23 protein-coding genes and 1 tRNA gene are annotated in these 26024 nt (G+C 70.4%); 18 read left to right on the top strand and 6 right to left on the bottom strand.

The annotated features are described in order from the left end of the window. Positions 1–4: 4 nt before the first annotated feature. Complete coding sequence (locus QE410_RS06185) at positions 5–1579, bottom strand: dolichyl-phosphate-mannose--protein mannosyltransferase (RefSeq protein WP_307329349.1); 1575 nt, start codon at positions 1577–1579, stop codon at positions 5–7. 23 nt (positions 1580–1602) lie between these two features. Between QE410_RS06185 and rsmI the strand changes: the two genes are divergently transcribed. From rsmI to QE410_RS06200, 3 genes are all read left to right on the top strand, one after another. After that, positions 1603–2421 (top strand): 16S rRNA (cytidine(1402)-2'-O)-methyltransferase, encoded by an 819-nt coding sequence (rsmI, locus tag QE410_RS06190; RefSeq protein ID WP_307329353.1) that lies wholly within the window; start codon positions 1603–1605, stop codon positions 2419–2421. 141 nt (positions 2422–2562) lie between these two features. Beyond that, positions 2563–4137 (top strand): methionine--tRNA ligase, encoded by a 1575-nt coding sequence (metG, locus tag QE410_RS06195; protein WP_307329356.1) that lies wholly within the window; start codon positions 2563–2565, stop codon positions 4135–4137. Positions 4138–4328: 191 nt separating this feature from the next. After that, positions 4329–5219 carry a TatD family hydrolase gene (locus tag QE410_RS06200; RefSeq protein WP_307334371.1) on the top strand — a complete coding sequence of 297 codons (891 nt, stop codon included), beginning with the start codon at positions 4329–4331 and terminating at the stop codon, positions 5217–5219. 320 nt (positions 5220–5539) lie between these two features. Here the strand turns inward: QE410_RS06200 and QE410_RS06205 are convergent, their stop codons facing one another. Next, complete coding sequence (locus QE410_RS06205) at positions 5540–7000, bottom strand: sugar porter family MFS transporter (protein ID WP_307329359.1); 1461 nt, start codon at positions 6998–7000, stop codon at positions 5540–5542. Positions 7001–7063: 63 nt separating this feature from the next. Between QE410_RS06205 and rsmA the strand changes: the two genes are divergently transcribed. Both rsmA and QE410_RS06215 read left to right on the top strand, forming a co-directional pair. Continuing rightward, positions 7064–7903, top strand: a complete 840-nt coding sequence (gene rsmA, locus QE410_RS06210) for a 16S rRNA (adenine(1518)-N(6)/adenine(1519)-N(6))-dimethyltransferase RsmA (RefSeq protein WP_307329362.1) — start codon at positions 7064–7066, stop codon at positions 7901–7903. A gap of 679 nt (positions 7904–8582) precedes the next feature. Then, positions 8583–9518: a phosphodiesterase gene (locus QE410_RS06215; protein ID WP_307329365.1), complete on the top strand. Its 936-nt coding sequence runs from the start codon at positions 8583–8585 to the stop codon at positions 9516–9518. On the opposite strand, the gene QE410_RS06220 is transcribed toward QE410_RS06215, so the two are convergent. Beyond that, positions 9469–11049 carry a stealth family protein gene (locus tag QE410_RS06220; protein WP_307329368.1) on the bottom strand — a complete coding sequence of 527 codons (1581 nt, stop codon included), beginning with the start codon at positions 11047–11049 and terminating at the stop codon, positions 9469–9471. The genes QE410_RS06215 and QE410_RS06220 overlap by 50 nt on opposite strands. 240 nt (positions 11050–11289) lie before the next feature. On the opposite strand from QE410_RS06220, the gene QE410_RS06225 reads away from it, so the two are divergent. The 7 genes from QE410_RS06225 (at position 11290) to QE410_RS06255 (ending at position 18130) form a co-directional block, all read left to right on the top strand. Then, entirely contained in the window at positions 11290–12222 is a 933-nt protein-coding gene (locus QE410_RS06225; protein WP_307329373.1) for a 4-(cytidine 5'-diphospho)-2-C-methyl-D-erythritol kinase, read from the top strand. 291 nt (positions 12223–12513) lie between these two features. Beyond that, positions 12514–12816 carry a DUF427 domain-containing protein gene (locus tag QE410_RS06230; RefSeq protein ID WP_307329376.1) on the top strand — a complete coding sequence of 101 codons (303 nt, stop codon included), beginning with the start codon at positions 12514–12516 and terminating at the stop codon, positions 12814–12816. A gap of 14 nt (positions 12817–12830) precedes the next feature. Next, on the top strand, positions 12831–13655 hold the full coding sequence (locus QE410_RS06235; RefSeq protein ID WP_307329378.1) for an ABC transporter ATP-binding protein: 825 nt from the start codon (positions 12831–12833) through the stop codon (positions 13653–13655). Next, positions 13652–14332, top strand: a complete 681-nt coding sequence (locus QE410_RS06240) for an ABC transporter permease (RefSeq protein ID WP_154923959.1) — start codon at positions 13652–13654, stop codon at positions 14330–14332. The genes QE410_RS06235 and QE410_RS06240 overlap by 4 nt, the downstream gene beginning before the upstream one ends. Then, on the top strand, positions 14329–15087 hold the full coding sequence (locus QE410_RS06245) for an ABC transporter permease (RefSeq protein WP_307329383.1): 759 nt from the start codon (positions 14329–14331) through the stop codon (positions 15085–15087). The genes QE410_RS06240 and QE410_RS06245 overlap by 4 nt, the downstream gene beginning before the upstream one ends. A 36-nt stretch (positions 15088–15123) precedes the next feature. Continuing rightward, positions 15124–16041, top strand: a complete 918-nt coding sequence (locus QE410_RS06250) for an ABC transporter substrate-binding protein (protein WP_307329386.1) — start codon at positions 15124–15126, stop codon at positions 16039–16041. Positions 16042–16336: 295 nt separating this feature from the next. Beyond that, positions 16337–18130, top strand: coding sequence for an ABC-F family ATP-binding cassette domain-containing protein (locus tag QE410_RS06255; RefSeq protein WP_307329389.1), 1794 nt, complete (start codon positions 16337–16339; stop codon positions 18128–18130). A 128-nt stretch (positions 18131–18258) separates the two neighbouring features. Here QE410_RS06255 and QE410_RS06260 read toward each other — a convergent pair whose 3' ends face one another. Together QE410_RS06260 and QE410_RS06265 are read right to left on the bottom strand one after the other, a co-directional pair. After that, on the bottom strand, positions 18259–18771 hold the full coding sequence (locus QE410_RS06260) for a hypothetical protein (RefSeq protein WP_307329392.1): 513 nt from the start codon (positions 18769–18771) through the stop codon (positions 18259–18261). Next, positions 18768–19265, bottom strand: coding sequence for a MarR family winged helix-turn-helix transcriptional regulator (locus QE410_RS06265; protein WP_307329396.1), 498 nt, complete (start codon positions 19263–19265; stop codon positions 18768–18770). Before QE410_RS06265 ends, QE410_RS06260 begins: the two co-directional genes overlap by 4 nt. An 84-nt stretch (positions 19266–19349) precedes the next feature. Between QE410_RS06265 and QE410_RS06270 the strand changes: the two genes are divergently transcribed. From QE410_RS06270 to QE410_RS06295, 6 genes are all read left to right on the top strand, one after another. Then, positions 19350–19421, top strand: a tRNA-Gln gene (locus QE410_RS06270). 1 nt (position 19422) lies between these two features. Continuing rightward, positions 19423–20871 (top strand): bifunctional UDP-N-acetylglucosamine diphosphorylase/glucosamine-1-phosphate N-acetyltransferase GlmU, encoded by a 1449-nt coding sequence (gene glmU, locus QE410_RS06275; protein WP_307329399.1) that lies wholly within the window; start codon positions 19423–19425, stop codon positions 20869–20871. Next, positions 20861–21895, top strand: a complete 1035-nt coding sequence (locus tag QE410_RS06280; protein WP_307329402.1) for a ribose-phosphate diphosphokinase — start codon at positions 20861–20863, stop codon at positions 21893–21895. Before glmU ends, QE410_RS06280 begins: the two co-directional genes overlap by 11 nt. A 308-nt stretch (positions 21896–22203) precedes the next feature. Then, positions 22204–22716: an FMN-binding protein gene (locus QE410_RS06285; RefSeq protein ID WP_307329405.1), complete on the top strand. Its 513-nt coding sequence runs from the start codon at positions 22204–22206 to the stop codon at positions 22714–22716. A 5-nt stretch (positions 22717–22721) separates the two neighbouring features. After that, a complete protein-coding gene (locus QE410_RS06290; RefSeq protein WP_307329408.1) occupies positions 22722–23600 on the top strand; it encodes an FAD:protein FMN transferase in 879 nt (292 codons plus the stop codon). After that, complete coding sequence (locus tag QE410_RS06295) at positions 23597–25150, top strand: FAD-dependent oxidoreductase (protein ID WP_307329411.1); 1554 nt, start codon at positions 23597–23599, stop codon at positions 25148–25150. Before QE410_RS06290 ends, QE410_RS06295 begins: the two co-directional genes overlap by 4 nt. A gap of 40 nt (positions 25151–25190) precedes the next feature. Here QE410_RS06295 and QE410_RS06300 read toward each other — a convergent pair whose 3' ends face one another. After that, positions 25191–25997 carry a hypothetical protein gene (locus QE410_RS06300; RefSeq protein WP_307329414.1) on the bottom strand — a complete coding sequence of 269 codons (807 nt, stop codon included), beginning with the start codon at positions 25995–25997 and terminating at the stop codon, positions 25191–25193. Positions 25998–26024 lie beyond the last annotated feature (27 nt).

Consider the following 26024-nt stretch of genomic DNA (forward strand, 5'->3'; position numbering starts at 1 on the left):
CACGTCAGATCCAGCTGGGCAGCCAGTTGTGCAGCCGCCAGAACTCGTACGAGACGGGCAGACCCGCCCACACGGGGTACCAGAACGCCGAGATGCCGACGCACGCGACCACGAACACGGCGACGAGCACCTGCCCCCGGGCGCGCGACAGGCCGCCCACGCCCCGCGCGATGTCCTGCAGCGCGAAAGTGAGTGCCAGCACGAGGAAGGGCACCATCGCCACCGTGTAGAACTGGAAGATCGTGCGCTCGGGGTACAGCAGCCACGGCAGATAGGTGGCGGCCAGCCCCGTCAGCACGAGCGCGTGGCGCCAGTCGCGCACCAGGATGAACCGCACGAGCAGATACACGGATGCCGCGATCCCCGCCCACCAGATGAGCGGGTTCGAGTTGCTCGCAATCGCTTCGGTGCAGCCGTTCGGCAGGCCGCAGCCGTTCACCCCGACGTCGTCCTGGTGCCAGTACATCGAGGTGGGACGGATGAGGAACGGCCACTGCCACGCCGGGCTGGCGTAGCTGTGCGGGGTGACGAGTCCGACGTGGAAGCCGTACATCGACTGGTGGTAGGCCCACAGGTTCTGCAACGGTCCGGGCAGCAGCGCCATCAGCCCCGTGCCGGCCGGCTCGTTGCCGCGGTCATATCCGCCGGTCGTGAAGAGCCACCCCGACCAACTCGTCACGTAGACGACGAGCGACACCGGCACGATCAGCACGAACGAGATGAGGCCCTGACGCACGGCATCCATCGGCCACTGCACGATCCCGACGCGGCGGCGGGCGATGGCGTCGGTGACGACCACGTAGATGCCGATCGCAGCCAGCACGTACAGCCCCGACCACTTCACCGCCGTCGCCGCGCCGGCGGCCGCGCCGGCGGCCAGCAGCCACGGGCGGTCCCACAGCAGCGGACCCCAGTTGTGGGTGGAGCCGGGCAGACGATCCATGGCGGCGTCGAGGATGTCACCGGTGCGCCGATGATCGAGCACCACGAACCAGAACGTCAGCACGACGAAGAAGGTCAAGAACACATCGAGCAGCGAGATGCGGCTCAGCACGATGCTCACGCCCTCGACGGCGATCAGACCGGATGCCACGGTCGCGAACGGGATCGAGCGGGTGATGCTGTGCGCGATCAGGTAGACCAGCAGCACGGTCGCCGTGCCGAACAGCGCCGCCGACAGGCGCCACCCGGTCGCGGAGTCGGGGCCCAGCAGCGCCATGCCCGCGCCGATCAGGATGCGGCCGAGCGGGGGGTGCACGACGTAGCTGCCGACGCCGGTGAAGATGTCGGTGTCACCCGCGATGAAGCTCGCGTCGGCGTTCTCGGGCCACCCCGAGGGGTAGCCGAGCACCCACTGGCTCCATGAGTCCTTGACGTAATAGGTCTCGTCGAACACCAGGGCGTGCGGGTTTCCGAGGTCGAACAGGCGCAGCACGGCCGCGACGACGGTGACGAGCGCGGGAGCGAGCCAGCGCCACAGACGCGCGCTCCGGGGGGCCGCGAGCACGGCGTCGCGCCATCGGTCGAGGCGCGTGTACTCGACGGCGTCGGGGCGCAGCACAGGGGCGTCGGAACTCACGGGCCCCAGCCTAAGGTGGAACGGTGATCATCCTCGCGGCGACCCCGATCGGCAACCTCGGTGACGCCTCGAAACGCCTCGTGGAGGCGCTCGAGAACGCCCGCGTCGTCGCCGCCGAAGACACCCGCACCACGCAGCGCCTGCTGGCCGGTCTCGGCATCGAGAACCGCCCGCGACTCATCGCCCTGCATGATCACAACGAGAAGGAGCGCGCCGCCGAGCTCGTCGAGCTCGCGCGGGAGGACGACCTCCTCGTGCTCAGCGACGCCGGCATGCCGACCGTCAGCGACCCGGGATTCGGCCTCGTTGCCGCCGCCGCGGCCGCCGGCGTGACGGTCACGGCCCTGCCCGGACCGAGTGCCGTCGTGACCGCGCTCGCCGTCGCGGGTCTTCCCACCGACCGGTTCGCCTTCGAGGGCTTCCCCCGCCGCAAGCCCGGCGAGCGCCGCAAGGCCTTCGCGCAGCTGGCGTCGGAGGAGCGGACCCTGGTGTTCTTCGAGTCGCCGTCGCGGCTGGCATCCACCCTCGACGACCTCGCGTCCGCCTTCGGTGCCGACCGCCCGGCCGCCGTCTGCCGCGAATTGACGAAACTGTACGAGGAGGTGCGGCGCGGAACGCTCGGCGAACTGGCCGCATGGGCCGCCGAGGGCGTGCGTGGCGAGATCGCGATCGTGGTGGGCGGTGCCGAGGCGCGCGAGGTGGCGTTCCCGGATGCCGTGACCCAGGTGCTCGAGCTCGTGAGAGGCGGCGCGCGCCTGAAGGAGGCCGCAGCCGAGGTGGCGTCGCAAACGGGCCACTCCTCACGCGAGCTGTACCAGGCGGCCCTGGCCGCCAAGCGCTGACCCCCGCTCTCCTCTCGCGTGAGGGGTCAAGAAGTGTCGCCGGGCAGCGGCCCAGGCGACAGAAACTGACCCCTCACGCGGCGGGGGCGGGGCGCCGTCACACGCGCCGGGGCCTTCGGCGCGGCCCCGTAGAATCCTTCAGTGACTTCCGGCCGATCCTTCTACATCACGACGCCGATCTACTACCCCAGCGATCTGCCCCACATCGGGCACGGGTACACGACCGTGGCCGTCGACACGCTCGCGCGCTGGCACCGCCAGGCGGGCGACGACACCTGGATGCTGACCGGCACCGACGAGCACGGCCAGAAGATGCTGCGTGCCGCCGCCGCCAACGGCGTGACGCCGCAGGAGTGGGTCGACAAGCTCGTCACCGAGTCGTGGTTCCCGCTGCTCGAGACCCTCGATGTCGCCAACGACGACTTCATCCGCACGACCCAGCCCCGCCATGAGGAGCGCGTGCAGCAGTTCGTGCAGGCGCTGTTCGACCGTGGCTACATCTATGCGGGCGAGTACGAGGCGCTCTACTGCGTCGGCTGCGAGGAGTTCAAGCCCGAGGCGGAGATCGTCGACGGCACCGGGCCCTTCGAGGGGCTGAAGGTCTGCGCCATCCACTCGAAGCCGCTGGAGCTGCTGCAGGAGAAGAACTATTTCTTCAAGCTCAGCGAGTTCCAGGACCGCCTGCTCGAGCTGTACAAGACCGAGCCCGATTTCGTGCGGCCCGAGTCGGCCCGCAACGAGGTCGTGTCGTTCGTGCGCAGCGGGCTGAAGGATTTGTCGATCTCGCGCTCGGCATTCGACTGGGGCATCACCGTGCCCTGGGATCCCGCGCACGTCATCTACGTGTGGGTCGACGCGCTGCTCAACTACGCAACGGCGGTGGGGTACGGCAACGACCCCGAGCAGTTCGCCCGCCGCTGGCCCGCATTCCACGTGGTCGGCAAAGACATCCTGCGCTTCCACGCCGTCATCTGGCCCGCCATGCTCATGGCGGCCGGTCTCGACGTGCCGCGCGGCGTCTTCGCGCACGGCTGGCTGCTGGTCGGCGGCGAGAAGATGTCGAAGTCGAAGCTCACCGGCATCGCCCCGACCGAGATCACCGACGTGTTCGGCTCCGACGCGTACCGGTTCTACTTCCTCTCGGCGATCGCGTTCGGCCAAGACGGCTCGTTCTCGTGGGAAGACCTCTCGGCCCGCTACCAGGCCGAGCTCGCCAACGGCTTCGGCAACCTGGCATCGCGCACCGTCGCGATGATCTCGAAGTACTTCGAGGGCGTCGTGCCCGCACCCGGCGAGTACACCGAGGGCGATCTGACGATCCAGAAGATCGTGGCGGATGCCGCGGCGAACGCCGATGCCGCCGTCGAACGCTTCCGCATCGACGAGGCCATCGCCGCGATCTGGACCATCGTCGACGCGCTGAACGGGTACATCACCGAGAACGAGCCGTGGGCCCTGGCCAAAGACGAGGCGACGCGCGAGCGCCTCGGCACCGTGCTGTACACCGCGGCCGAGGGCCTGCGCGCCCTCGCGGTGCTGCTGTCGCCGGTCATGCCCGCCTCGACCGAGAAGCTGTGGGTCGCCCTGGGCGCGTCCGAGGGCCTGGGTCGTCTGCACGACCAGCCGTTGCGCGAAGCCGGAGCGTGGGGCGTGCTGCGTCCTGGCGCGACGGTCGAAGCACTCACTCCGCTCTTCCCGCGCGTCGAGCAGGCGTGACGACCGTGCCCGGCGCCGCGGCGTCCTCTGAGCCCGGGGCGGCCCTGGAGCGCGCGGCGTCCGCGGAGCCCTCGGCGTCCCCTGATTCCGCAGCGTCCCGTAATCCCCCGGCGGCCCCTGAGCCTGTCGAAGGGTCCGCCCCCCGAGCTGCGGCCCCCGGCTCCACCCCCGTCGAGCGTCCTCGCGACACGATCCAGGGTGGCGACCCCAGCCAGTACGTGCGCGAGCGCTCGGCCGACGGTCGCCGCGATGTGAGTTATCCGCCGGCGCCCGAGCCCCTCGGCATCCCGGTCTACGACAATCACACGCACCTCGAGATCGAAGACGGCGAGACCGGTCTGTCGCTCGACGCGCAGCTCGAGCGGGCTCTGGCGGTCGGTGTGCACGGGGTCGTGCAGGCCGGTGGCGACATCGATTCCTCACGGTGGTCGGCGTGGGCCGCGCGCACGCATCCCCGCGTGCTCGCGGCGGTGGCCATCCACCCCAACGAGGCGCCGGTGTACGAGCGGGCGGGGGAACTGGATGCCGCGATCGCGATCATCGACGACCTCGCCGCCGAGCCGCGCGTGCGGGCGATCGGCGAGACGGGCCTGGACTTCTTCCGCACCGAGGCCGATGGCATCCCGGCGCAGATGCGCTCGTTCGAGGCGCACATCGCGCTGGCCAAGAAGCACGGCATCGCCATGCAGATCCACGACCGCGACGCCCACGACGCGGTGCTCGAGACGCTCGAGCGTGTCGGTGCGCCCGACAAGACGGTGTTCCACTGCTTCTCGGGCGACGCCGATATGGCGCGCATCGCCGCCGACCGCGGGTACTACCTCTCGTTCGCGGGCAACGTCACGTTCAAGAACGCGCAGAACCTGCGCGACGCCCTCGCCGTCACGCCGCTCGAGCGCATCCTCGTCGAGACCGACGCGCCTTTCCTCACCCCGGCGCCCTATCGGGGCCGCCCGAACGCGCCGTACCTGATCCCCGTGACGTTGCGGTTCCTCGCGGCCGAGCGGGGCGTCGACGCCGACGAGCTCGCCGCGCAGGTCGCCGCGAACACTCAGCAGGTCTACGGCCCGTTCGAGGACTGACTTTCGCGCCCGCAGCTCCGACCGGGCGGATGCCGCCGCGCCGGTAGCCTGACCGGGCGGATGCCGCCGCGCCGGTAGCTCCGACCGGGCGGATGCCGCCGCGCCCGCAGCTCCGACCGGGCGGATGCCGCCGCGCCTATCGCTGAGGTCGCGGGCAGGCCGGGATGCCGCGTGCATAACCTCCGTGATGTGCACATCCTCCGTCGCGTGGCCCCGGATGCCACTGACTTCGTGCGGATCGCGGAGGTTGTGAACGCGCCGGCTCCACACCGACACGCAGAAGGCCGGCACCCCGCGGGGCGCCGGCCTTCTGGCATCCGTCACGCCTTCGCTCGGGCCTTCGGCTTGTCGACGAAGAGGGTCTCGGTCTGCTCGAGCTCCATGCCCTTGGTCTCGGGGATGCGGAACGCGACGTAGAAGAACGACAGCGCCGCGAACAGGGCGTACATGCCGTAGGTCAGCGGCAGCGACCAGCTCGACATCGCCGGGAACGACACCGTGATGGCGAAGTTCGCGATCCACTGCGCACCCGCGGCGACACCCAGCGCCTTGCCGCGGATGCGGCTGGGGAAGATCTCGCCCAGCAGCACCCAGACCAACGGGCCCCACGAGGCGCCGAAGCCGACGACGAACAGGTTCGCCGCGACCAGCGCGACCGTGCCCCACGGGGCGGGAAGCGAGACGTCGTCGCCGCTTCCCTGCGCGAAGGTGAACGACAGAGCCATCGCCGCCAGAGACACCGTCATCAGCACCGAACCGGTCAGCAGGATGGGCTTGCGACCCACGCGGTCGACGAGGAAGATCGCCACGAGCGTCACCAGGACGTTCGTGACCGACGTGATCACCGAGATGAGCAGCGAATCGCTCTCCTGGAAGCCGACCGCCTTCCACAGGGTCGTCGAGTAGTAGAAGATCACGTTGATGCCGACGAACTGCTGGAACGCCGACAGGATGATGCCGATCCAGACGATGCGCTGAAGGCCGAGCACGGGTCCGCGCAACGAGACGTTCGCGTTCTTCCGGTCGGTCTCGATCGCCTGCGTGAGGTCTTTCATCGTCTTCTCGAGATCGGCCGGGGGCACCAGCCGGGCGAAGATCGCACGGGCTTCGTCGACCTTGCCCCTGGCCAGCAGGAAACGCGGCGATTCGGGCACGGTGAACGACAGGATGCCGTAGACCGCCGCCGGAACGACACCGACGAGGAACATCCAGCGCCAGGCCTCCATGCCGAGCCACAGCTCGTTCGCGGCGCCGCCGGCGCTGTTCGCCAGCACCGCGTCGGACAGCAGCGCGCCGAAGATACCGAGAGTGATCGCGAGCTGCTGCAGCGAGGCGAGCGAACCGCGGATCTGGCGCGGTGCGACCTCGGCGATGTAGGCCGGGGCGACGACCGAGGCGATGCCGATACCGAGGCCACTCATCACGCGCCACAGGATGAGATCCGGGACGCTGAAGGTGAGCGCGGCGCCGATGGATGACACGCAGAACAGCACGGCGCCCAGCAGCATGACCTTCAGACGACCCCAGCGGTCCGACAGCGCGCCGGCGACGACCGCGCCGACCGCGCAACCGAGCAGAGCCACGGCGACGACGAAGCCGGTGAGCACCTGCGTCAGCTCGAAGTTGCTCTCGACGGCATCGACGGCGCCGTTGATGACGGAGGAGTCGAATCCGAAGAGGAACCCGCCCACGGCGGCGGCGACGGACAGCCCGATGGCCCGGCGGCCATATGGGCTGCGGAGCGTGAAGGCGTTGGATGGGATGGACTGCGTGTGATTCACCCGCCTACGCTACTCCCGCGCCGCGGGGAGGGGTTACGGCGGCGCCCTGACTACAGTGGAACAATGCCCGTTTCGCTGCTCGGCGCCACCGAGATCCGCCGGCTCGCCGCCGACCTCGACGTCACCCCGACGAAGAAGCTCGGGCAGAATTTCGTCGTCGACGCCAACACGGTGCGCAAGATCGTCCAGGCTGCGCGTGTCACGGCATCCGATCGGGTCGTCGAGATCGGTCCCGGGCTGGGCTCGCTCACGCTGGCGATCCTCGAGACGGGAGCCTCGGTGGTGGCGGTCGAGATCGACCACCGTCTGGCCGAGCGTCTGCCGACGACCGCCGCGGCGCACGACGTGCCCGCCGATCGCCTCACCGTCATTGATGCCGACGCGTTGCGCGTCGACGAGCTGCCGGGCGAGCCGGCCGTGCTGGTCGCGAACCTGCCGTACAACGTCTCGGTGCCGGTGCTGCTGCACTTCCTCGAGACCTTTCCGTACCTGCAGCGCGGGGTCGTGATGGTGCAGGCCGAGGTGGGGGAGCGACTCGCCGCCCCTCCCGGGTCGAAAATCTACGGCGCCCCGAGCGTGAAGGCCGCGTGGTACGGCTCATGGCGGCTGGCGGGAACGGTGTCACGGCAGGTGTTCTGGCCGGTCCCCAATGTCGACAGCGTGCTCGTCGGTTTCGACCGGGATGCCGAGCCTCGCGGCACCGAAGAGCACCGGCTCCGGACTTTCGAGATCGTGGATGCCGCGTTCCAGCAGCGCCGCAAGATGTTGCGGCAGGCGCTGTCGGGGGTGCTCGGCGGCTCGGCGGCCGCGGCGTCGGCGGTGCTCGAGAGCGCCGGTGTCGACCCGACGCTGCGCGGCGAGCAGCTCACCGTCGACGATTACGCCCGCATCGCCGCCGTCTGACGCGGCCGCCTGCCCGCCGGCGGGCGCTGCCGTGACGCGGGCCGGTGCACAACGGCGGTGTTTTCGTGCGGCGCGCCGTTCGGCGGGGCGTGGAGGCGGTATGTCGGGGAAATTCCTGCCGTTGTGCTCGCGGGTGGTCTCGGGGCGGTGTGCGGTGTGCGGCCCCGGTGCACAACGGCGGTGTTTTTGCGCGGCGCGCCGTTCGGCGGGGTGCGGAGCCGGCGTGTCGGGGAAGATTGCTGCCGTTGTGCTCGCCAGTGGTCTCGGGGCGGTGGGCGCCGCGGGCCGGTGCACAACTGCGGTGTTTCCGTGCGGCGCGCCGTTCGGCGGGGTGCGGAGGCGGCGTGTCGGGGAAGATTCCTGCCGTTGTGCTCGCGGGTGGTCCCGCGGGCCGGTGCACAACTGCGGTGTTTCCGTGCGGCGCGCCGTTCGGCGGGGTGCGGAGGCGGCGTGTCGGGGAAGATTCCTGCCGTTGTGCTCGCCGGCGGCCCCGTCGCCGCGCCGCGCCGGTGGTGAGGGCGACGCGGGGACGGAGCCCCGCATTACCGAGCGTGACGCGTCAGGGTGAATTCTCGACGTGTTCATCGCGCGTTCGCGAAACATGTCTGTAACATTTCGAGGCACCGGGAGCATCACGCCGGTGACGAGGCCGCGCCCGACGGCCCGAAAGGAACTCGAGATGCGCTACTCCGAATACCCCCGTGCCGAACGCGTGCTGCTGCACCTGAGCGACACGCACCTGCGCGCCGGCGGCACGCCCCTCTACGACGACGTCGATTCCGAGGCGTACCTCGCCCGTGCGGTCGCGGCGATCGAGGGGTCCGGCATCCGCCCCAACGCCTTGATCTTCACCGGCGACCTGGCCGACTTCGGAGAGGCCGACGCCTACGAGCGCGTGCGCGCCCTCGTGGAGCCGCTCGCCGAACGCCTCGCCACGCGCGTGGTGTGGGTGATGGGCAACCACGACGACCGCACGGCCTTCCGCGCCAGCCTGCTGCCCGGCGACGACGCCGACCCCACGGCGCCGGTCGACCGGGTCGACGAGTTCGACGGCCTGCGCATCGTCACCCTCGACACGTCTGTGCCGGGCGCGCACCACGGTGAGGTCACCGCCGCGCAGCTGGCGTGGCTGGCCGACGTGCTCGCCACTCCCGCGCCGCTGGGCACGATCCTCGCGATGCACCACCCGCCGGTGCCGAGCGTGCTCGACCTGGCCGCCTCCGTCGAGCTCCGCGACCAGCGGAGCCTCGCCGCCGTGCTCCGCGGCACCGATGTGCGGGCGATCCTCGCCGGCCACCTGCACTATTCGACGTTCGCCACCTTCGCCGGCATCCCCGTCTCGGTGGCGTCCGCGACCTGCTACACGCAGGATCTGATGGTCCCGGTGGGCGGCACGCGCCCGCAGGACGCGGCGCAGGGCTTCAACATCGTGCACGTGTACGACGAGACGGTCGTGCACTCGGTCGTGCCCCTCGGTTCCGCCGAGGCCCTTCAATACGTGGATGCCGCTGAGTCGCAGCGACGCCTGCGGGAGGCCGGGTTGGTCGTGCCGACCTCGCGCGATCTCAGCGGACGGGTGTCGCCGCCGACGACGCCGTTGCCGATCCTGCGCTGAGCGCCGGCTTCTCCCACGGTGCCGCGACCGGGAAGTACCGTTCCAGACACGCGCGGAGCGCCGGAACCCGGACCTCTTCGGGGATCTCGGGAACGCTGCCGTCGTTCAGGCAGAACATGTCGGTGTCACGTCGTGAGACGAGGCGCTCCATGGTGCGCAGCGAGTCGAGCTGCGTGGTCTGCACGTAGCGGGTGCGCGGCTCGGTGGTCACGATCGCGCGTCCGGTCGCCAGTGCGTAGTAGTGGTACAGGCTGTTGGTGACCGAGATGTCGGTGGCCGAGCGGAAGCGGCTCGCGGCGGTTCGGGCGTAGTCGTCGGCGAACTCCTTCTCGAGCTCGAACGCCACCGAGCGGCGCAGCGGCGTCGCGCAGTGCTCGAGGTCGAGGGTGATCACGCGCCCGAATCGCTCCTTGAGCAGGGCGCGGTTGACGCGCAGGCCGTTGTCGTGACCGGAGCGATCGATGTGCGCCGGGCCACTGCCGATGCGCACGCCGCTCTCGACGAAGCGGCTGACGCCGCCGCCGCTGAAGAACAGCTCGGGGGTCACGGGCCGACCGAAGAACATGTCGTCGTTGCTGTAGAGGAAGTGCTCGGCGAGACCCGGGATGCGATGCAGCTGCGCTTCGACGGCGTGGGAGTTGTGCGTGGGCAGCACCGACGGGTCGGCGAAGAACTCCTCGCTGCGCACGATGGTGACCTTGGGGTGGTCGGCGAGCCACTCGGGCGTGGGGGAGTCGGTCGCGATGAAGATGCGGCGCACCCAGGGGGCGTACATGTGGACGCTCCGCAGCGCGTAGCGCAGCTCGTCGACCTGGCGATAGCGGGCGGCGTTGTCGTCGCCGTCGCCGACGACGTACCCCTTCATGCGGGCGGCGCGCTGGCGCTGGAATTCGCTGGACGAACCGTCCACCCACGAGAACACCATGTCGACGTCGGCGGTGAATTCGTTCGGGTGCGGGTCGAACATGCCCGAGATGGTCGTCCAGCGGCGTCCGTAGCGTTCCACTTCGACGAGATCGAGGTCGGCTGCGGCGAAGCGCCGGCGGCTGAGGGCGCTGGGGCGCGGGGCCTCGATCGTCTTCTCGCCGAAACGCCACAGTTCGAGGCGGGGAGCGAGCGATGAGCCGTAGCGGTAGGAGCCCTCTGTCGAGGTGCGCGGGCGGAACACCGCGAAGGCCTGCACCGAGCCGGCCGAGGGGCGCACGCTGTGCGCGGGCACCGGGTCTTCGCCGCGGGCCTTGAGATACACCGGACCGAGCTCGGGGTCGTGCAGCGCGGTGATGGCGGCCTCGGCGTCGGCGGTGTCGACGACGAGCTTCGGGCGACGGTTCGCGTCGCGCACCAGCAGCACGCGCACGCCCGCGGCTTCGATGGCTGCGGCGGCCGTGAGCAGGTCGTCGCGCTCGGCCAGGGCGGGCGTCGCGGTGTCGTCGACGATGTGCAGGATGCCGTCGTGCATCCGGATGTCGGGGCGTGACAGCAGGGCGCGCCAGGGGTCGGCGTCGATCGACAGGGGGACCATCGGGCGCATGCTGCCTCCTCGGGGGTGGGGGACGGGATCCCGTCACCGTACGGTTGCGGGGTTTCGAAGACGTTTCGGCGACGGCGGCGAACGTCGGGGAGCGGAGCGCTACTGTCGAAGAGTGACTCAGATCGCTCGCTCCGGCCCGGACCTGCCCGTACCGCCAGGCGAGCATCGGGAGGACGCGGACCGAAGCATCAGTCTCGCACACGCCGCTCCCGCCGGGCGCGCGGAGAGAGGGGCCAGCAGATGACGCCGCACACCCCGGCATCCGTGCGTGTCCGCGCGCCGGGCAAGATCAACGTCTTCCTCGAGGTCGGAGACGTGCAAGACGACGGCTACCACGAGCTCGCCACCGCGTTTCAGGCGGTGTCGCTGTACGAAGAGATGACGGCGACGCCCGCCGACGATTTCTCGCTCGCGGTGTCGGCGCGCGGGCCCGTCGACGTCGAGGGCGTGCCCACCGACGACAGAAACCTCGCGATCCGCGCGGCGAGGCTGCTGGCGCAGACCGCCGGCATCGACGGCGGCGCGCACCTCTCGGTTCGCAAGTCCGTTCCGGTGGCCGGCGGTATGGGTGGGGGATCGGCCGACGCGGCCGCCGCCCTCGTCGCCTGCGACGCGCTGTGGGGGCTCGGGATGCCCACGAGCGAACTCGCCCGTCTGGCCGCTCGCCTCGGGGCCGACGTGCCTTTCGCCCTGATGGGGGGGACCGCGGTGGGAACGGGGCGAGGCGACGAGCTCAGCCCGGCCCTCGCCCGCGGGCGGTTCGACTGGGTGCTCGTGCCGAACGAGGTCGGCATGTCGACGCCGGTCGTGTACGGCGAGCTCGACGCGCACCGGGAGCGCCACGCCGTCGACATCGGCCCGGCACCGCGCGTGCCGGCGGTCGACCCCGACGTGCTGCACGCCCTGCGCCAGGGCGACGCGAAGATGTTGGCTGCGACACTGCGCAACGATCTGCAGGCGCCCGCTCTGCACCTGCGTCCCGACCTGGCGGCCGTGCTGGAACGCGGTGAGAGTTCGGGCGCGCTCGCGGGGCTGGTCTCGGGTTCCGGTCCCACGCTGGCCTTCCTCGCTGCCGACGAGGCCTCCGCCATCGATCTGCAGGTGACCCTGAGTGCGGCGGGTCTGGTGGCGCTGCACGTGCATGGGCCGGTGCCGGGAGCCCGCGTGGTCTGACTCCGGCGGCCGGTTCCGTCCTCCCCGACGGGCCGGTAGGCGGGATGCCGTGGACGCGCCGCTCGACGGGCGCAGCGACGGCGCGCGCGGTGCGAGACGGCGCACGCGGGGTCGATCGCCCCGCGGAGGTCGCTCGGGTGAGGGCCGGGGCCCTCGCGCCGCGGCACCATAGCCCAGGTCGACATACGGGGCAATGTTCGGATTGCGCGATGGGTGCCTCGCTAGCCTCGACCGAGAGTGGTCCGCCGCCGACGGGTGCCGTGCCCGCGGGGGCCACGGAGGGGGAATCCCATGAAGGCAACGCTCGACGGCGTCGTGATCGCCGAAGCCGACCGCGACGACCTGGCCTCGATCGAGGGCAACTGGTACTTCCCGCCGCAGGCCGTGCGCGAGGGGGCCCTGCAGCAGAGCCCGACGCCGTACACGTGCCCGTGGAAGGGTGCCGCGCAGTACTGGAACATCTCGCTCGACGGCGCGGAGCTGACCGACGGCGCCTGGTCGTACCCCGACCTGCGTCCGGGCGCGGTCGAGCGTGTGGGCAAGGACTTCGCCGGCTACGTCGCTTTCGACCGCAGGATCGTGGTCTCCGACTGAGGTCGGTTCACCCCATGATCGAGTTCTCGGCCGTCTCCAAGGTCTTCCCCGACGGCACCCGCGCCGTCGATGACTTCCACCTCGTCATCCCGTCGCGCAAGACCACGGTGTTCGTCGGTTCGTCCGGCTGCGGCAAGACGACCCTGCTGCGCATGATCAACCGCATGGTCGAGCCCTCGTCGGGCACGATCGCGATCGACGGCGACGACATCGGGGCCAGGCCCGCCGTGCAGCTGCGCCGCAGCATCGGTTACGTCATGCAGAACTCCGGCCTGCTGCCGCACTTCACGGTCGCCGACAACATCGCGACGGTGCCGGTGCTGCAGGGCCAGAACCGCAAGACGGCCCGCGCCCGCGCCCTCGAATTGATGAAGACCGTCGGACTCGACGTCGCCATGGCCGACCGTTACCCGAGTCAGCTCTCGGGCGGTCAGCAGCAGCGCGTCGGCGTCGCCCGCGGCCTCGCGGCCGACCCCAACATCCTGCTGATGGACGAGCCGTTCGGCGCCGTCGACCCCATCGTGCGCGACGAGCTGCAGCAGGAGCTGATCCGCTTGCAGAACGACATCGGCAAGACCATCGTCTTCGTCACCCACGACATCGACGAGGCGTTCCTGCTGGGCGATCAGGTCGTCATCCTCGAGAAGGGCGCAAAGATCGCGCAGGTCGGCACCCCGAGCGAGATCGTCGAGAACCCGGCATCCGACTTCGTGGCGAGCTTCATCGGGGCCGTGAAGGGCAAGCGCGCGCTGCACCTCAAGCAGACCGCGAACGGCACGGTCGTGGTGGATGCCGAGGGTCGCACGCAGGGCGCCCTGGTGGAGGACACCCGCCCGTGAACTGGGTAGGGAACAACCTCGAGCTCATCGGGGATCTGACGCTGGTGCATCTGCGCCAGAGTCTCATCGCCCTGATCGCGGGCTTCATCGTCAGCATCCCGCTCGGGTGGGTGGCGTGGCGCTACCGGCTCGTGCGCAGCAGCGTCATCACCATCACGGGCCTGCTCTACACGATCCCCTCGCTCGCTCTGCTGATCCTCGTGCCGGTCGTCACCGGCTGGTACAGCATCGTCAGCGAGACGAATCTGATCGTGGCCCTCGCCATCTACGCCGTCGCCATCCTCGTGCGCGCGGTCGCGGACGGTCTGGACTCCGTGGATGCCGGGGTGCGCCAGGCATCCACGGCGATCGGCTACGGCTCGTTCCGACGGTTCTGGGCGGTGGAGTTCCCGCTCGCCGGTCCCGTCGTGCTGGCGGGTCTGCGGGTCACCTCGGCGAGCACCATCGCCCTGGCCACGGTCGGCATCCTGGTCGGCATCCAGAACCTCGGCTACCTGTTCACGAACGGACTTCAGCGGCGCATCATCCCCGAGGTGTTCGCCGGCGTCGTCGCGGTCGTCGTGCTCGCGCTCGTCATCGACCTGCTGCTCGTGATCGCGGGGCGCCTGCTCATGCCCTGGACGCGCGGCGCGAAGACCGTGTCGCGCCAGGGCAACCGGACGTTGGTGAAGGCATGAACCTCGTCGGCGAAGCGATCGCCTGGATCTTCTCGGGAGATCCGGGGCAGTTCGACTCGATCCCCGTCGCGATCGGCGTGCAGCTGCTCTACACGCTCATCTCGATCCTGATCGCGGGAGCCATCGCCATCCCGCTCGGCTGGTACATCGGTCACACCGGCAAGGGCCGCGAGACCGCGGTCGCGATCTCGGGCGCGGCGCGCGCGATCCCGTCCTTCGGCCTGCTCATCCTGCTGACGCTGCTGCTGGGTGTGCTGCACAAACCCGAGGCGGCGGTCATCTCGTTCGTCATCCTCGCCATTCCCTCGCTGTTGGCCGGTGCATACACCGGCTTCGAGGCGATCGACCGGCGTGTCATCGACGCGGGCCGCTCGATGGGCATGACCGAGACGCAGATCCTCTGGCGCATCGAAGTGCCCCTCGGGCTCCCCCTTCTCGTCGGCGGCATCCGCGCGGCCACGCTGCAGGTGCTGGCGACCGTCACGATCGCCGCCTACATCGGACTCGGCGGACTGGGGCAGTACATCATCGCCGCGATCCCGCTCCGCCGCTTCGACATCCTGATCGGCGGCGCGATCCTGGTCGCCCTGCTCGCGCTGATCACCGACGGGCTGTTCGCCCTGCTGCAGCATCTCGTCGTGCCCCGTGGCATCCGCGCCGCCGGCGTTTCCCAGCCCCAGCGCCGCTCCGCCCGGCAGCGTCGCGCCGAGACCATCGCCGTGGGCGCCCCGACGGCGCCGCCGGCGACTCCCTGACCCACCCGAACCCTGTTCACCAGAAAGAGAGCACCCATGTTCACAGCACGAACCCGGAAGGGCCTCGGCGTTCTCGCCGGCCTCGCTGTCGCCTCGATCACCCTCGCCGGTTGCGCCGGCGGATCGAGCGACCCCCTCAGCAACGGCGGCGGAGACGCCTCGGCTTCGTCCGACACCATCGTCGTCGGCTCGCAGGCGTACTACTCGAACGAGATCATCGCCGAGATCTACGCGCAGGCGCTCGAGGGCGCCGGCCTGAACGTCGAGCGCCAGTTCCAGATCGGTCAGCGCGACGCCTACATCCCGCTGCTCGAAGACGGAACCGTATCGGTGTTCCCGGAGTACACGGGCAACCTGCTGCAGTTCTTCGACGCCGAGACGACGGCTCGCACCTCCGAAGAGGTCTACGGCGCTCTGCCCGCGGCGCTGCCGGAGGGTCTCGAGGTGCTCGACCAGTCCGAGGCCACCGACCAGGACTCCTACACCGTGACCTCGGCGTTCGCCCAGGCGAACGGCCTGACCAGCATCGCCGACCTCGCCAAGGTCACCTCGGGCCTGACCCTCGGCGGCAACGCCGAGCTGGCCGAGCGCCCCTACGGCCCCACCGGACTGCAGTCCACCTACGGCGTGACGGTCCAGTTCTCGCCCACCGGTGAGACGACGGTCGACGACCTCGTCGCCGGCACGATCCAGGTCGCGAACGTCTACACGGCCGACCCGCGCATCCAGACCGATGACCTGGTGACGCTGACCGACCCCGAGGGTCTCTTCCTCGCGTCGAACGTCGTGCCCGTCGTCAACTCGAACATCGCTTCCGAGGTGTCCGACGTGCTGAACAAGGTCAGCGCGGCGCTCACGCCCGAGGGCCTGGTCGAGCTCAACGTCAAGTCGACCGTCGACCAGGAGTCGTCGGCCGACATCGCCAAGGAGTGGCTCGCCGCCAACGGCTTCTGAGCCGTTCGTTTCTCGCGGGGTCGTCCGGTTCGCCGGGCGGCCCCGCTGTGGTTTCGGTCGGGTGGGTCGTCCGGTTCGCCGGGCGGCCCCGCTGTGGTTTCGGTCGGGTGGGTCGTCCGGTTCGCCGGGCGGCCCCGCTGCATTTCGCGGGTGCGGCGCCCGGGTCGGGCATCCGCGAGACTGCACGCGGCTGCAGCAGAGACGTCAGCCGGATGCCGTCTCGCGGCCGCGGCGGGTCTTGTCGCTCGAACCGGCGGATGCCGGGCGTCCGGGCACCGCGTAGCCTGGGACGGATATGGCACATCTGCTCGGGGGCGAAGCCCTGCACCTGGAATACCCGACCAAGGTCGTCTTCGACTCCGTCTCGCTGGGCGTGAACGAGGGCGATCGGATCGGCATCGTCGGCCGCAACGGCGACGGCAAGTCGAGCCTGCTCGGCATGCTCGCCGGCATCCGCGAACCCGACGGCGGGCGCGTCACGGTACGCGGCGGGGTGACCGTGGGCGTGCTCGACCAGCAGGACACCCTCGACGACGACGACACGATCGGCCACGCGGTGGTGGGCGACCGGCCCGAGCACGAGTGGGCGGGCGACGCGCGCACGCGCGACGTCATCGCAGGTCTCCTCGGCGACCTGGCCTGGGACGCGCGCCTCGGCGACCTCTCGGGCGGGCAGCGCCGCCGCGTCGCGCTGGCGAAGCTGCTCTCGGGCGACTGGGACGTCATGTTCCTCGACGAGCCCACCAACCACCTCGACGTCGAGGCGATCACGTGGCTCGCCGGACACCTCAAGAAGCGCTGGGCCCCGAGCGCCGGCGGCCTTCTCGTCGTCACGCACGACCGGTGGTTCCTCGACGAGATCTGCAACACGACGTGGGAAGTGCACGACCGCATCGTCGAGCCCTTCGAGGGCGGGTACGCCGCGTACATCCTGCAGCGGGTCGAGCGCGACCGCCAGGCGGCATCCATCGAACAACGCCGTCAGAACCTCGCCCGCAAAGAACTCGCGTGGCTGCGCCGTGGGGCGCCCGCCCGCACGTCGAAGCCGAAGTTCCGCATCGACGCGGCGAACGAGCTCATCGCCGACGTGCCCGAGATTCGCGACAAGGTCGCCCTGCAGTCGCTCGCCGTCGCGCGCCTCGGCAAAGACGTCGTCGACCTGCTCGACGCGGGCGTCTCGTACGGCGACCACGTCGTGCTGAAAGACGTCGAGTGGCGCATCGCGCCGGGGGAGCGCACCGGCATCCTGGGGGTGAACGGCGCCGGGAAGTCGACGCTGCTGAACTTGGTGACCGGCTCGCTCGAGCCGACCACCGGGCGGGTGAAGCGCGGCAAGACCGTCAAGGTCGCGACGCTGACCCAGCGCTTGGACGAACTCGACCAGCACCTGAACGACCCGGTGCGCGTGGTGATCTCGAACCTGCGCACCACCTACGCCTTCGGGACCGGATCCAAGGCGCAGGAGCTGACCCCTGGGCAGCTGCTGGAGCGACTCGGGTTCTCCAGCGCCCAGCTCTCGACACCGGTGAAAGACCTCTCGGGCGGACAGAAGCGGCGCCTGCAGCTGCTTCTGGTGATCCTCGACCAGCCGAACGTGCTCATCCTCGACGAGCCCACCAACGACCTCGACACCGACATGCTCGCCGCGATGGAAGACCTGCTCGACTCGTGGTCGGGCACCCTCATCGTCGTGTCGCACGACCGCTACTTCCTCGAACGCGTCACCGATCAGCAGTACGCGATCCTCGACACCAAGCTCCGCCACCTCCCCGGCGGCGTCGACGAGTACCTGCGCCTGCGGGCGATCCAGGATGCCGAGCCCTCGCGGCCCGCACCGTCGGGCGCGGCGGCAGCAACGCCGGGTCTGCAGGGCGCGGAATTGCGCGCGGCGCAGAAGGAGGCCTCCGCCACCGAGCGACGCATCGAGAAGCTGCAGCAGCAGATCGACAGGGCCAAGGCGGCCCTCGCCGGTCACGACCAGGCGGACTACGTCGGCCTCGGCAAGGAGATGCAGCGCATCTCGGAGCTGGAATCCGAGCGCGACGAGCTCGAGACGCAGTGGTTCGAGTTGACCGAGGCGATCGGCTGAGCCCCACACCGCCGGGAACGTGAGCGCCGCGAGCGGAGGGGATTCCGGGTGCGCAGGACCGGCGCCGCGGCATCCGATTTGCGTTCCCGGAATGCCCTTCCGGCACGAAGGGGCGGCGGCCCGCGGCCTCAGTGCACCGCGTACTCGAGCACGACGATGAACAGGCCCAGGCATGCGGTCGCGAACGCGCCGAGCAGGCGCATCACCAGGTGCGCCCTGCGCCGCGCGTACGCGAAATAGCCGAGGATCCCCAGCACCACGAAGGTCGCCCACCCGCACAGCTCGGACGCGTCGTCGACCGACATCCCCGCCGCATCGGCGAACACCAGCGCCAGCACCAACGGCACCGAGGCGTACAGCATGCCCACGCCATGACGGATGCCGTCGGCGGTGGCGTGGCGCAGACCGTGCTCCGCGTGCTGGGTGAGGGTATACGCGAAGACGTGGGCGATGAAGAACACCACGAGCGAGCTCGACGCGCTGAGCAGCACCTCGCCCACCGTCTCGGCGTGGTCGTCGGCGATGGTCACGAACGCGGCGAAGACGATCAGGCCGTAGATCGCGGCGGGGGAGCGGAAGCGCACATCGAACCAGGTGCGCACGCCCCGCCAGCGCGACGGCGACGTCACGGGGCCGCTCATGCGTCAAACCCGAGGCTGAGCTTGCGCAGCAACGTCGCCAGGCGCTCCCGGTCGCCGCGCGAGAGGCCCTCGAGCAGGAGCGCTTCGGCATCGACGAGGCGGGTGATGGCGGCATCCACGCGCACGCGGCCGTCATCGGTCAGGGTCACGAGGATGCTCCGTCCGTCTCCGGGATCGGCTTCTCGCCGCACGAAGCGGCGGGCGACGAGACGGTCGATGCGGTTGGTCATGGTGCCGCTGGAGACGAGGGTCTGCTGCAGCAGCTGCTTCGGACTGAGCTGATAGGGCTCGCCGGCACGACGGAGCGCCGAGAGCACGTCCCATTCCCATGACTCGATGTCGCTGCGGCGGAACGCCTCTTTGCGTGCGATGTCGAGATGACGCGACAGTCGCGCCACCCGGGACAGCACCTCGAGGGGCGAAAAATCCAGGTCGGGACGCTGCCGGATCCAGGCGTCGACGATGCGGTCGACCTCGTCGCTGTCCCGGCTCACGGTCTCATTATGGCGGTCCGTGTGTGAAGGCGCGGGTGCGGGGCCGCGCCGTCTGGCAGACTTGACCGGTGCCCGCGGGCACGGTCCGCCGTGGTGTAACGGCAGCACGACAGCCTTTGGAGCTGTTAGGTCTAGGTTCGAATCCTGGCGGCGGAGCATGACATCACCCACCGAGTTGGCCGTCGTCGTCCTCGCTGCGGGCCAGGGAACGCGCATGCGCTCTCGTACTCCCAAGGTGCTGCATCCGGTCGGCGGTCGTCCGCTCGTGGGCCACGTGCTCGACACCGCGGCATCCCTCGATCCGGCGCGCATCGTCGTCGTCGTCCGGCATGAGCGCGAGCTCGTCGCCGAGACCGTCGCGGAGCTGGCGCCCGGAGTCATCGTCGTCGATCAAGACGAGGTGCCCGGCACCGGACGCGCGGTGGAGGCCGCGATGGGCGCGCTCGAGGGCTTCGAGGGCGACGTGCTCGTCCTGAGCGCCGACGTGCCCCTGCTCGAGACCGGCACCCTCACCGAGCTGCTCGCGACCCACCGCACGGGCGGCACCGCCGTGACGCTGCTGAGCGCCCGCGTCGACCAGCCGTTCGGCTACGGCCGCATCCTGCGCGACGAGGTCGACGGCGTGCGCCGCATCGTCGAGCAGAAGGATGCCACCGACGACGAGGCGGCCGTCACCGAGATCAACGTGGGCGTGTACGTCTTCCAGGCCGCCCCCCTGCGCACCCAGCTCGCGCTCGTCGGCACCGACAACGCGCAGGGCGAGAAGTACCTCACCGACGTCATCGGCCTCCTGCGCGATGCGCAGCTCGGGGTCGCGGCATCCGTCACCCCCGACGCCTCGGCCGCCCTCGGCGTGAACGACCGGGTGCAGCTGTCGGAGGCGGGGCGCACGCTCAACGCCCGCACCGTGCGGCGCTGGCAGCTCGAGGGCGTCACGGTCGTCGACCCCGCCACGACGTGGATCGACGTGACGGCGACCCTCGCCCCCGACGTGACGATCCTGCCCAACACGCACGTGCGCGGCGCCACCGTCATCGCCTCGGGCGCGACGATCGGCCCCGACACCAGCCTCGTCGACTGCGAGGTAGGAGAGGATGCGACGATCACCCGCTCCGACGCGACGCTCGCCGTCGTCGATGCGGGCGCGACCGTCGGGCCTTTCGCCTACCTCCGCGCCAACGCCCGCGTGGGCGTGAAGGGCAAGGTCGGCACCTTCGTCGAGGTGAAGAACTCCTCCATCGGCGAGGGGAGCAAGGTGCCCCATCTCTCCTACATCGGAGACACCGACATCGGCCGCGGGGTCAACCTCGGCGCCGGCGCGATCACCGCGAACTACGACGATCTCACCAAGCACCGCACGGTCATCGGCGACGAGGTGCACAGCGGGTCGCACAACGTCTTCGTGGCGCCGGTTACGATTGGTGACGGCGCCAAGACGGGTGCCGGCGCGGTCATCCGCAAGGACGTCCCGGCCGGTGCACTGGCACTGAGCGTGGCACCCCAGCGGAACATCGAGGGGTGGGTCGAGAAGAACCGACCGGGCACCGCGGCGGCTGACGTGGCCGCGCGGGCTCGGGCTGAACAGGAAGCGGCCGATGGCTCGTAAGAAGAACCGTGTAGACCTCGACCGCGACAACGGCATCGCCCCCGGGCTCGTCGCGAAGACCAAGAAGCGTCTCGTCGTCGCCTCCGGGCGCTCTCACCCCGAACTGGCCGCGCAGGTGGCTCAGCACCTGGGCACCGAGCTCGCCCCGACCGAGCACCGCACGTTCGCCTCGGGTGAGATCTACACCCGTTTCGAGGTGTCGATCCGCGGATGCGACGTGTTCGTCGTGCAGTCGTTCGGTCCGCCGGTCAACGAGTGGCTCATGGAGCTGCTCATCATGCTCGATGCGCTCAAGCGCGCGTCGGCCAAGCGCATCACCGTGGTCGCGCCGTATTACCCGTACTCGCGTCAAGACAAGAAGGGCCGCGGCCGCGAGCCGATCAGCGCCCGCCTCGTCGCCGACCTGCTCAAGACCGCCGGCGCCGACCGCATCATGAGCGTCGACCTGCACGCCGCCCAGATCCAGGGCTTCTTCGACGGCCCCGTCGACCACCTCTTCGCCAAGCCCGTGCTGCTCGAGCACTTCGAGCAGAAGCTCACCGGCGAAGATCGCGAGACGCTCACGGTCGTCTCGCCCGACATGGGCCGCGTGCGCGTGGCCGACACGTGGTCCGACAGCCTGGGCGCGCCGCTGGCGATCATCCACAAGCGTCGCGACCCGAAGGTCGCCAACCAGGTCTCGGTGCACGAGATCGTCGGTGACGTGACAGGCCGCACCTGCCTGCTCGTCGACGACATGATCGACACGGGCGGGACGATCCAGAAGGCGGCGCAGGCGCTCAAGGCCAACGGCGCCCGCAAGGTCATCGTCGCGGCGACCCACGCGATCTTCAGCGACCCGGCCACCGAACGGCTCCAGGATGCCGCGATCGACGAGGTCGTGATTACCGACACCGTTCCGCTGGCCCCTGAGCGTCACTTCGAGCGCCTCACCGTGTTGCCGATCGCCCCGCTGCTGGCCCGCGCCATCCACGAGGTCTTCGAAGACGGCTCGGTCACGAGCATGTTCGGCGGCGACGCGTAAGCGCCGCACACCCTCTTTCGGCCACCTCCTCGCGCGGGAGGTGGCCGAATGCGTCTCCCGGCGCCCCGCGTATCCTCAGCGATCCGCACAAAGTCCGTGCGAGGGGGCGGATGCCGGCGGGAGGTTGGGCGGATCGCGGAGCGTGTGCGCGGTACCCCGGGACGTTCCGCCTCGGCGGAACATGCCGCCACTTGCCGCGAGACAGCCGTCTCACAGCCCGCACAAAGGTATGAACCGGAGCGTCGTCAAGGTCGTGTCCCTACCGTGAGCAGCACCCCGCCGCGAGGCACGACCGAAGGAGGACCCTCATGATCCGCACCACAGCCGTACCCCGTCCCGTCCGCATCGGCACCGCTCTGCTGGGCGTCGCCGGCATCGTGACCCTCGCGGGCTGCGCAGGCGGCACCGACAGCGATGCCGCCGCCCCCGCCGAATCGGCCTCCGCCCCCGCCGCCACGTCGGCGCCGAGCGCCGGCGCCACCGCCGGCGCGAGCGCCGCCGCCGGCAGCGCGACCTCGTCCGGCACTTACGCCGACGGCACGTACGAGGCGACCGGCCAGTACGCCACCCCCGAGAGCGTCGAGACGGTCGACGTGACCCTGACGATTGCCGACGACACGATCACGGCGGTCGAGGTGACCGGCGATCCGCAGGCCGCGGAGTCGAAGCGCTATCAGAGCGAGTTCATCGGCGGTATCCAGGGCGAGGTCGTGGGCAAGAAGCTCGACGAGATCTCGGTCAGCAAGGTGGCGGGTTCGTCGCTGACCAGCGGCGGATTCAACAACGCCGTCGAGACCATCAAGACCGAGGCCAAGGCCTGACGATCGTGACCACCCCGACCGCGACGGGCTCGACCTGGGACTTCGCCGCGATCGGCACGTCGTGGACGATTGATACGGCCGAGCCGCTGTCGACGCTCGCCCGCGGCGCCGTGTCGGGCCTGGTCGAGCAGTTCGACCGCGATTGGTCGCGCTTCCGCGATGATTCGCCCGTCACGGCTCTTGCGCAGGGCCGCGCGGCATCCGTTCCCGCACCCGTCGATGCGGATGCCATGCTCTCGCTGTACGACGAGCTCGACCGGGCGACGGCTGGGGCCGTCAACCCGCTGGTCGGCGACGCGCTCGCCCGCCTCGGCTACGACGCCCGGCTGTCGCTCGCCCCGTCGGGTGAGCCCGAGCGGTCGCCGTCGTGGCGCGAGACGGTGTCTCTGCGCGAGGGGCGGCTGAGCGTGACGGCGCCGTCGACTATCGACGTGGGGGCGCTGGGCAAGGGGCGCCTCGTCGACCTCGTGCTCGCTGTCGTGCGCGCGCACGTCGACGGCGACGTCGTCGTCGACGCCTCCGGCGACCTCGCGGCGTGCGGAACGCCGCTGCGGGTGGGGCTCGAGCACCCCTACGACCCCAGGCTCGCGATCGGGGTGGTCACGGTCACCGACGGCGCGCTGTGTGCGTCGGCCATCAACCGCCGCGCCTGGGGCGACGGTCTGCACCACGTGCTGGATGCCCGCACGGGGGCGCCGGTTCGCGCCTTCGCCGCCACGTGGGCGCTCGCCGACACGGCCATGCGGGCCGACGCCCTCGCCACGGCGTTGTTCTTCGACGGCGGGCCCGAGCTCGCGGCATCCTGGAAGGCACACTGGGTGCGCATGCGCACCGACGGCCGCGTGGAGTGGTCGCCCGGATTCCCTGGAGAGGTCTTCTCATGAGCGCCACCCTCACGGCGGGCTCGACCCGTGTGCTCGGTGTGATCGGCCGCGTGTCGATGTACCGGCTCGTCTTGTCATCGCTCGGCCTGCTCGTGCTCGTCGCACTTGTGCTGTCGTTCGCCGGGCTCGTCGTACCCGAGCCCCTCGAACTCGTCGCGAGCGCCCTCGTGCTCGCGCTCGCGTGCGCCGCGACGGACCTGGTCGCGCAGAGCGTGCTCCGGATGCCACGGCGCCTGGAGTCTTCGCTGATCACCGCGCTGATCCTGCTGTTCGTGCTGCGTCCCAGCATCGAGCCGGTGGGCCTCGCCGGTCTCGCGGTGGCCGGGGTCGTGGCATCCGCGTCGAAATACCTGCTGGTCTGGCGCGGGCGACACGTCTTCAACCCGGCCGCGACCGGCGCCAGCGTGCTGACGATCGTGAGCATCTGGGTGCCCGACCTCGGCTCGTCGGCGTGGTGGGTGGGCTCGCCCTGGCTCGCCGCGCCCGTGCTGGGGCTCGGCGTGCTGCTGCTGCTGCGCACCGACAAACTGCCGATCGTCGCAGTGTTCTGGGTCGTCGCCATGGTCGTCGCTTTCACCCGGACGACGGTGCAGTTCACGGCCGCGGGCTTCCCCGTCGACGTTCCGTCCGTGCTGCTGCAGGTGGCGTTCTCGTCGCCGTTCCTGTTCCTCGGTGCCTTCATGCTGTCGGAACCGCTCACGCTCCCTCCGCGCCGCCGGCAGCAATACCTCGTCGCGATCGTCGTCGGCGTCCTGGCCGGCTGGCCGTTGCCCGTCGGTGAGATCACCCTCGGTCAGGAGCGGGCCCTGCTGATCGGCAACCTGCTGGCGTTCCTGCTGTGCCTGCGGGCGGCCGTGCGGCTGCGCGTGGAGCGGCGCCGCGACCTCACGCCCACCGTGCGCGAGGTGACGTTCCGCGCCGCGCGACCCTTCTCGTTCTCGCCGGGGCAGTACCTCGAACTCGACGTGCCGCACCGCCGGCCCGATGCCCGCGGCACCCGCCGGGAGTTCTCGATCGCCTCGGCGCCCGAAGACCTGCCCGAGGTGCGCATCGCCTTCAAGGACGGGTCGCAGTCGTCGTACAAGCGGGCCCTCGCCGCGGTCGAGACGGGGTCGACCCTCACCGTCACCGGCGTCTGGGGCGACTTCGTGCTCCCGTCGCGCCCGACCGAGCCCGTGCTGCTGGTGGCCGCCGGTGTCGGTGTGACACCGTTCGTCTCCCAGCTGCGCCACATCGCTGCCACGGGTCAGGAGCGCGACGTGGTGCTCGTCTACGTGGTGGCGGAGGCGGCAGAGCTGGCGTTCCGCGACGACATCGCCGCCAGCGGCATCCCGGTTGTCGTGTACTCGCGCGACGAGCCGGTCGACCTGCCGGCGCGCTGGACGTGGGCGGGTCCCGATCGGGTGGATGCCGAGGGGCTCGTGCGCGCGGTCCCCGATATCGCGCAGCGCGCGGCCTACGTCTCCGGCCCGCCTCGGCTGATCTCCGCTCTCGCGCCCGCGTTGTCGAAAGCGAAGTCGCTGACGACCGACGCGTTCGCGGGGTACTGATCCGGTAGCCGTCGGTGGGCGTCGTGCCCACGTCTGCCGATCACGACGAGAGCGAGCTCCAGAGCTGCCACCACGCATAGCCGTTCATCGTGACCCCGACGAGGGCGACGACCGCCCCCGCGACTCCGACCCGGAACGGACCCTGCAGACGTTCGGTGCGTTCGCCGGGACCGCTCGTAACCCGTCGCTTCGGCGCCCGCACCGCGGCTGCATACACGGGGCCGCGATACCTCACGATCAGGAGTCCGCCGACGAGGACCATCATCCCGACGAGCAGGTTGGCCACGGTGGGGACGGGAGCTTTCTGCGTCGACGTCGGGCGCATCGCCGCGCCCGACCCGGCCGGTTCTCGCGCAACCACGGGGGACGGTGACGCGGTGGCGCCGACGGGGGTGGGCGACGTGATGCCGACACCGGGGGAGGGCGATGTGGTGGGGAGGTCCGGCCGCTCCTCCTCTGGCTCGACGCTTCGAGGAGCGGGGGAGGTGGTGCGGGGCGCCTCAGCGCCCGTCCCGCCCGGCGTCGTCGCGTTTCCCGAGCGGAAGTATTCGACGACGGTGCCGACGGGGCGGGTCGGCTCGAAGGTCGCGGTGCCCACGGGCGCCGGGGGAGGCACGATCGGCACGGCAGTCGGCACCGGCTCCGTCGGAGCGGGCTCGACGCTCTCTTCTGGTGCCGAAGGCTCGGAGGAAGGGAGCGGGTCCGGAGTCACCGGCTGATCGACGACCTCGTCGACGGTCTCCTCCGGCGCGGGGATCACATCAGCGTGTGCCGGAACGGCGGTCGAGATGACCAACGCGAAGACGGCAACCGCGAAAGCTCCGCAATCGCGTGCACGAATCAGCACACATACCTCCGAATGCTCCACCTCGAT

Source organism: Microbacterium sp. SORGH_AS_1204 (assembly GCF_030818935.1).
GTDB lineage: Bacteria > Actinomycetota > Actinomycetes > Actinomycetales > Microbacteriaceae > Microbacterium.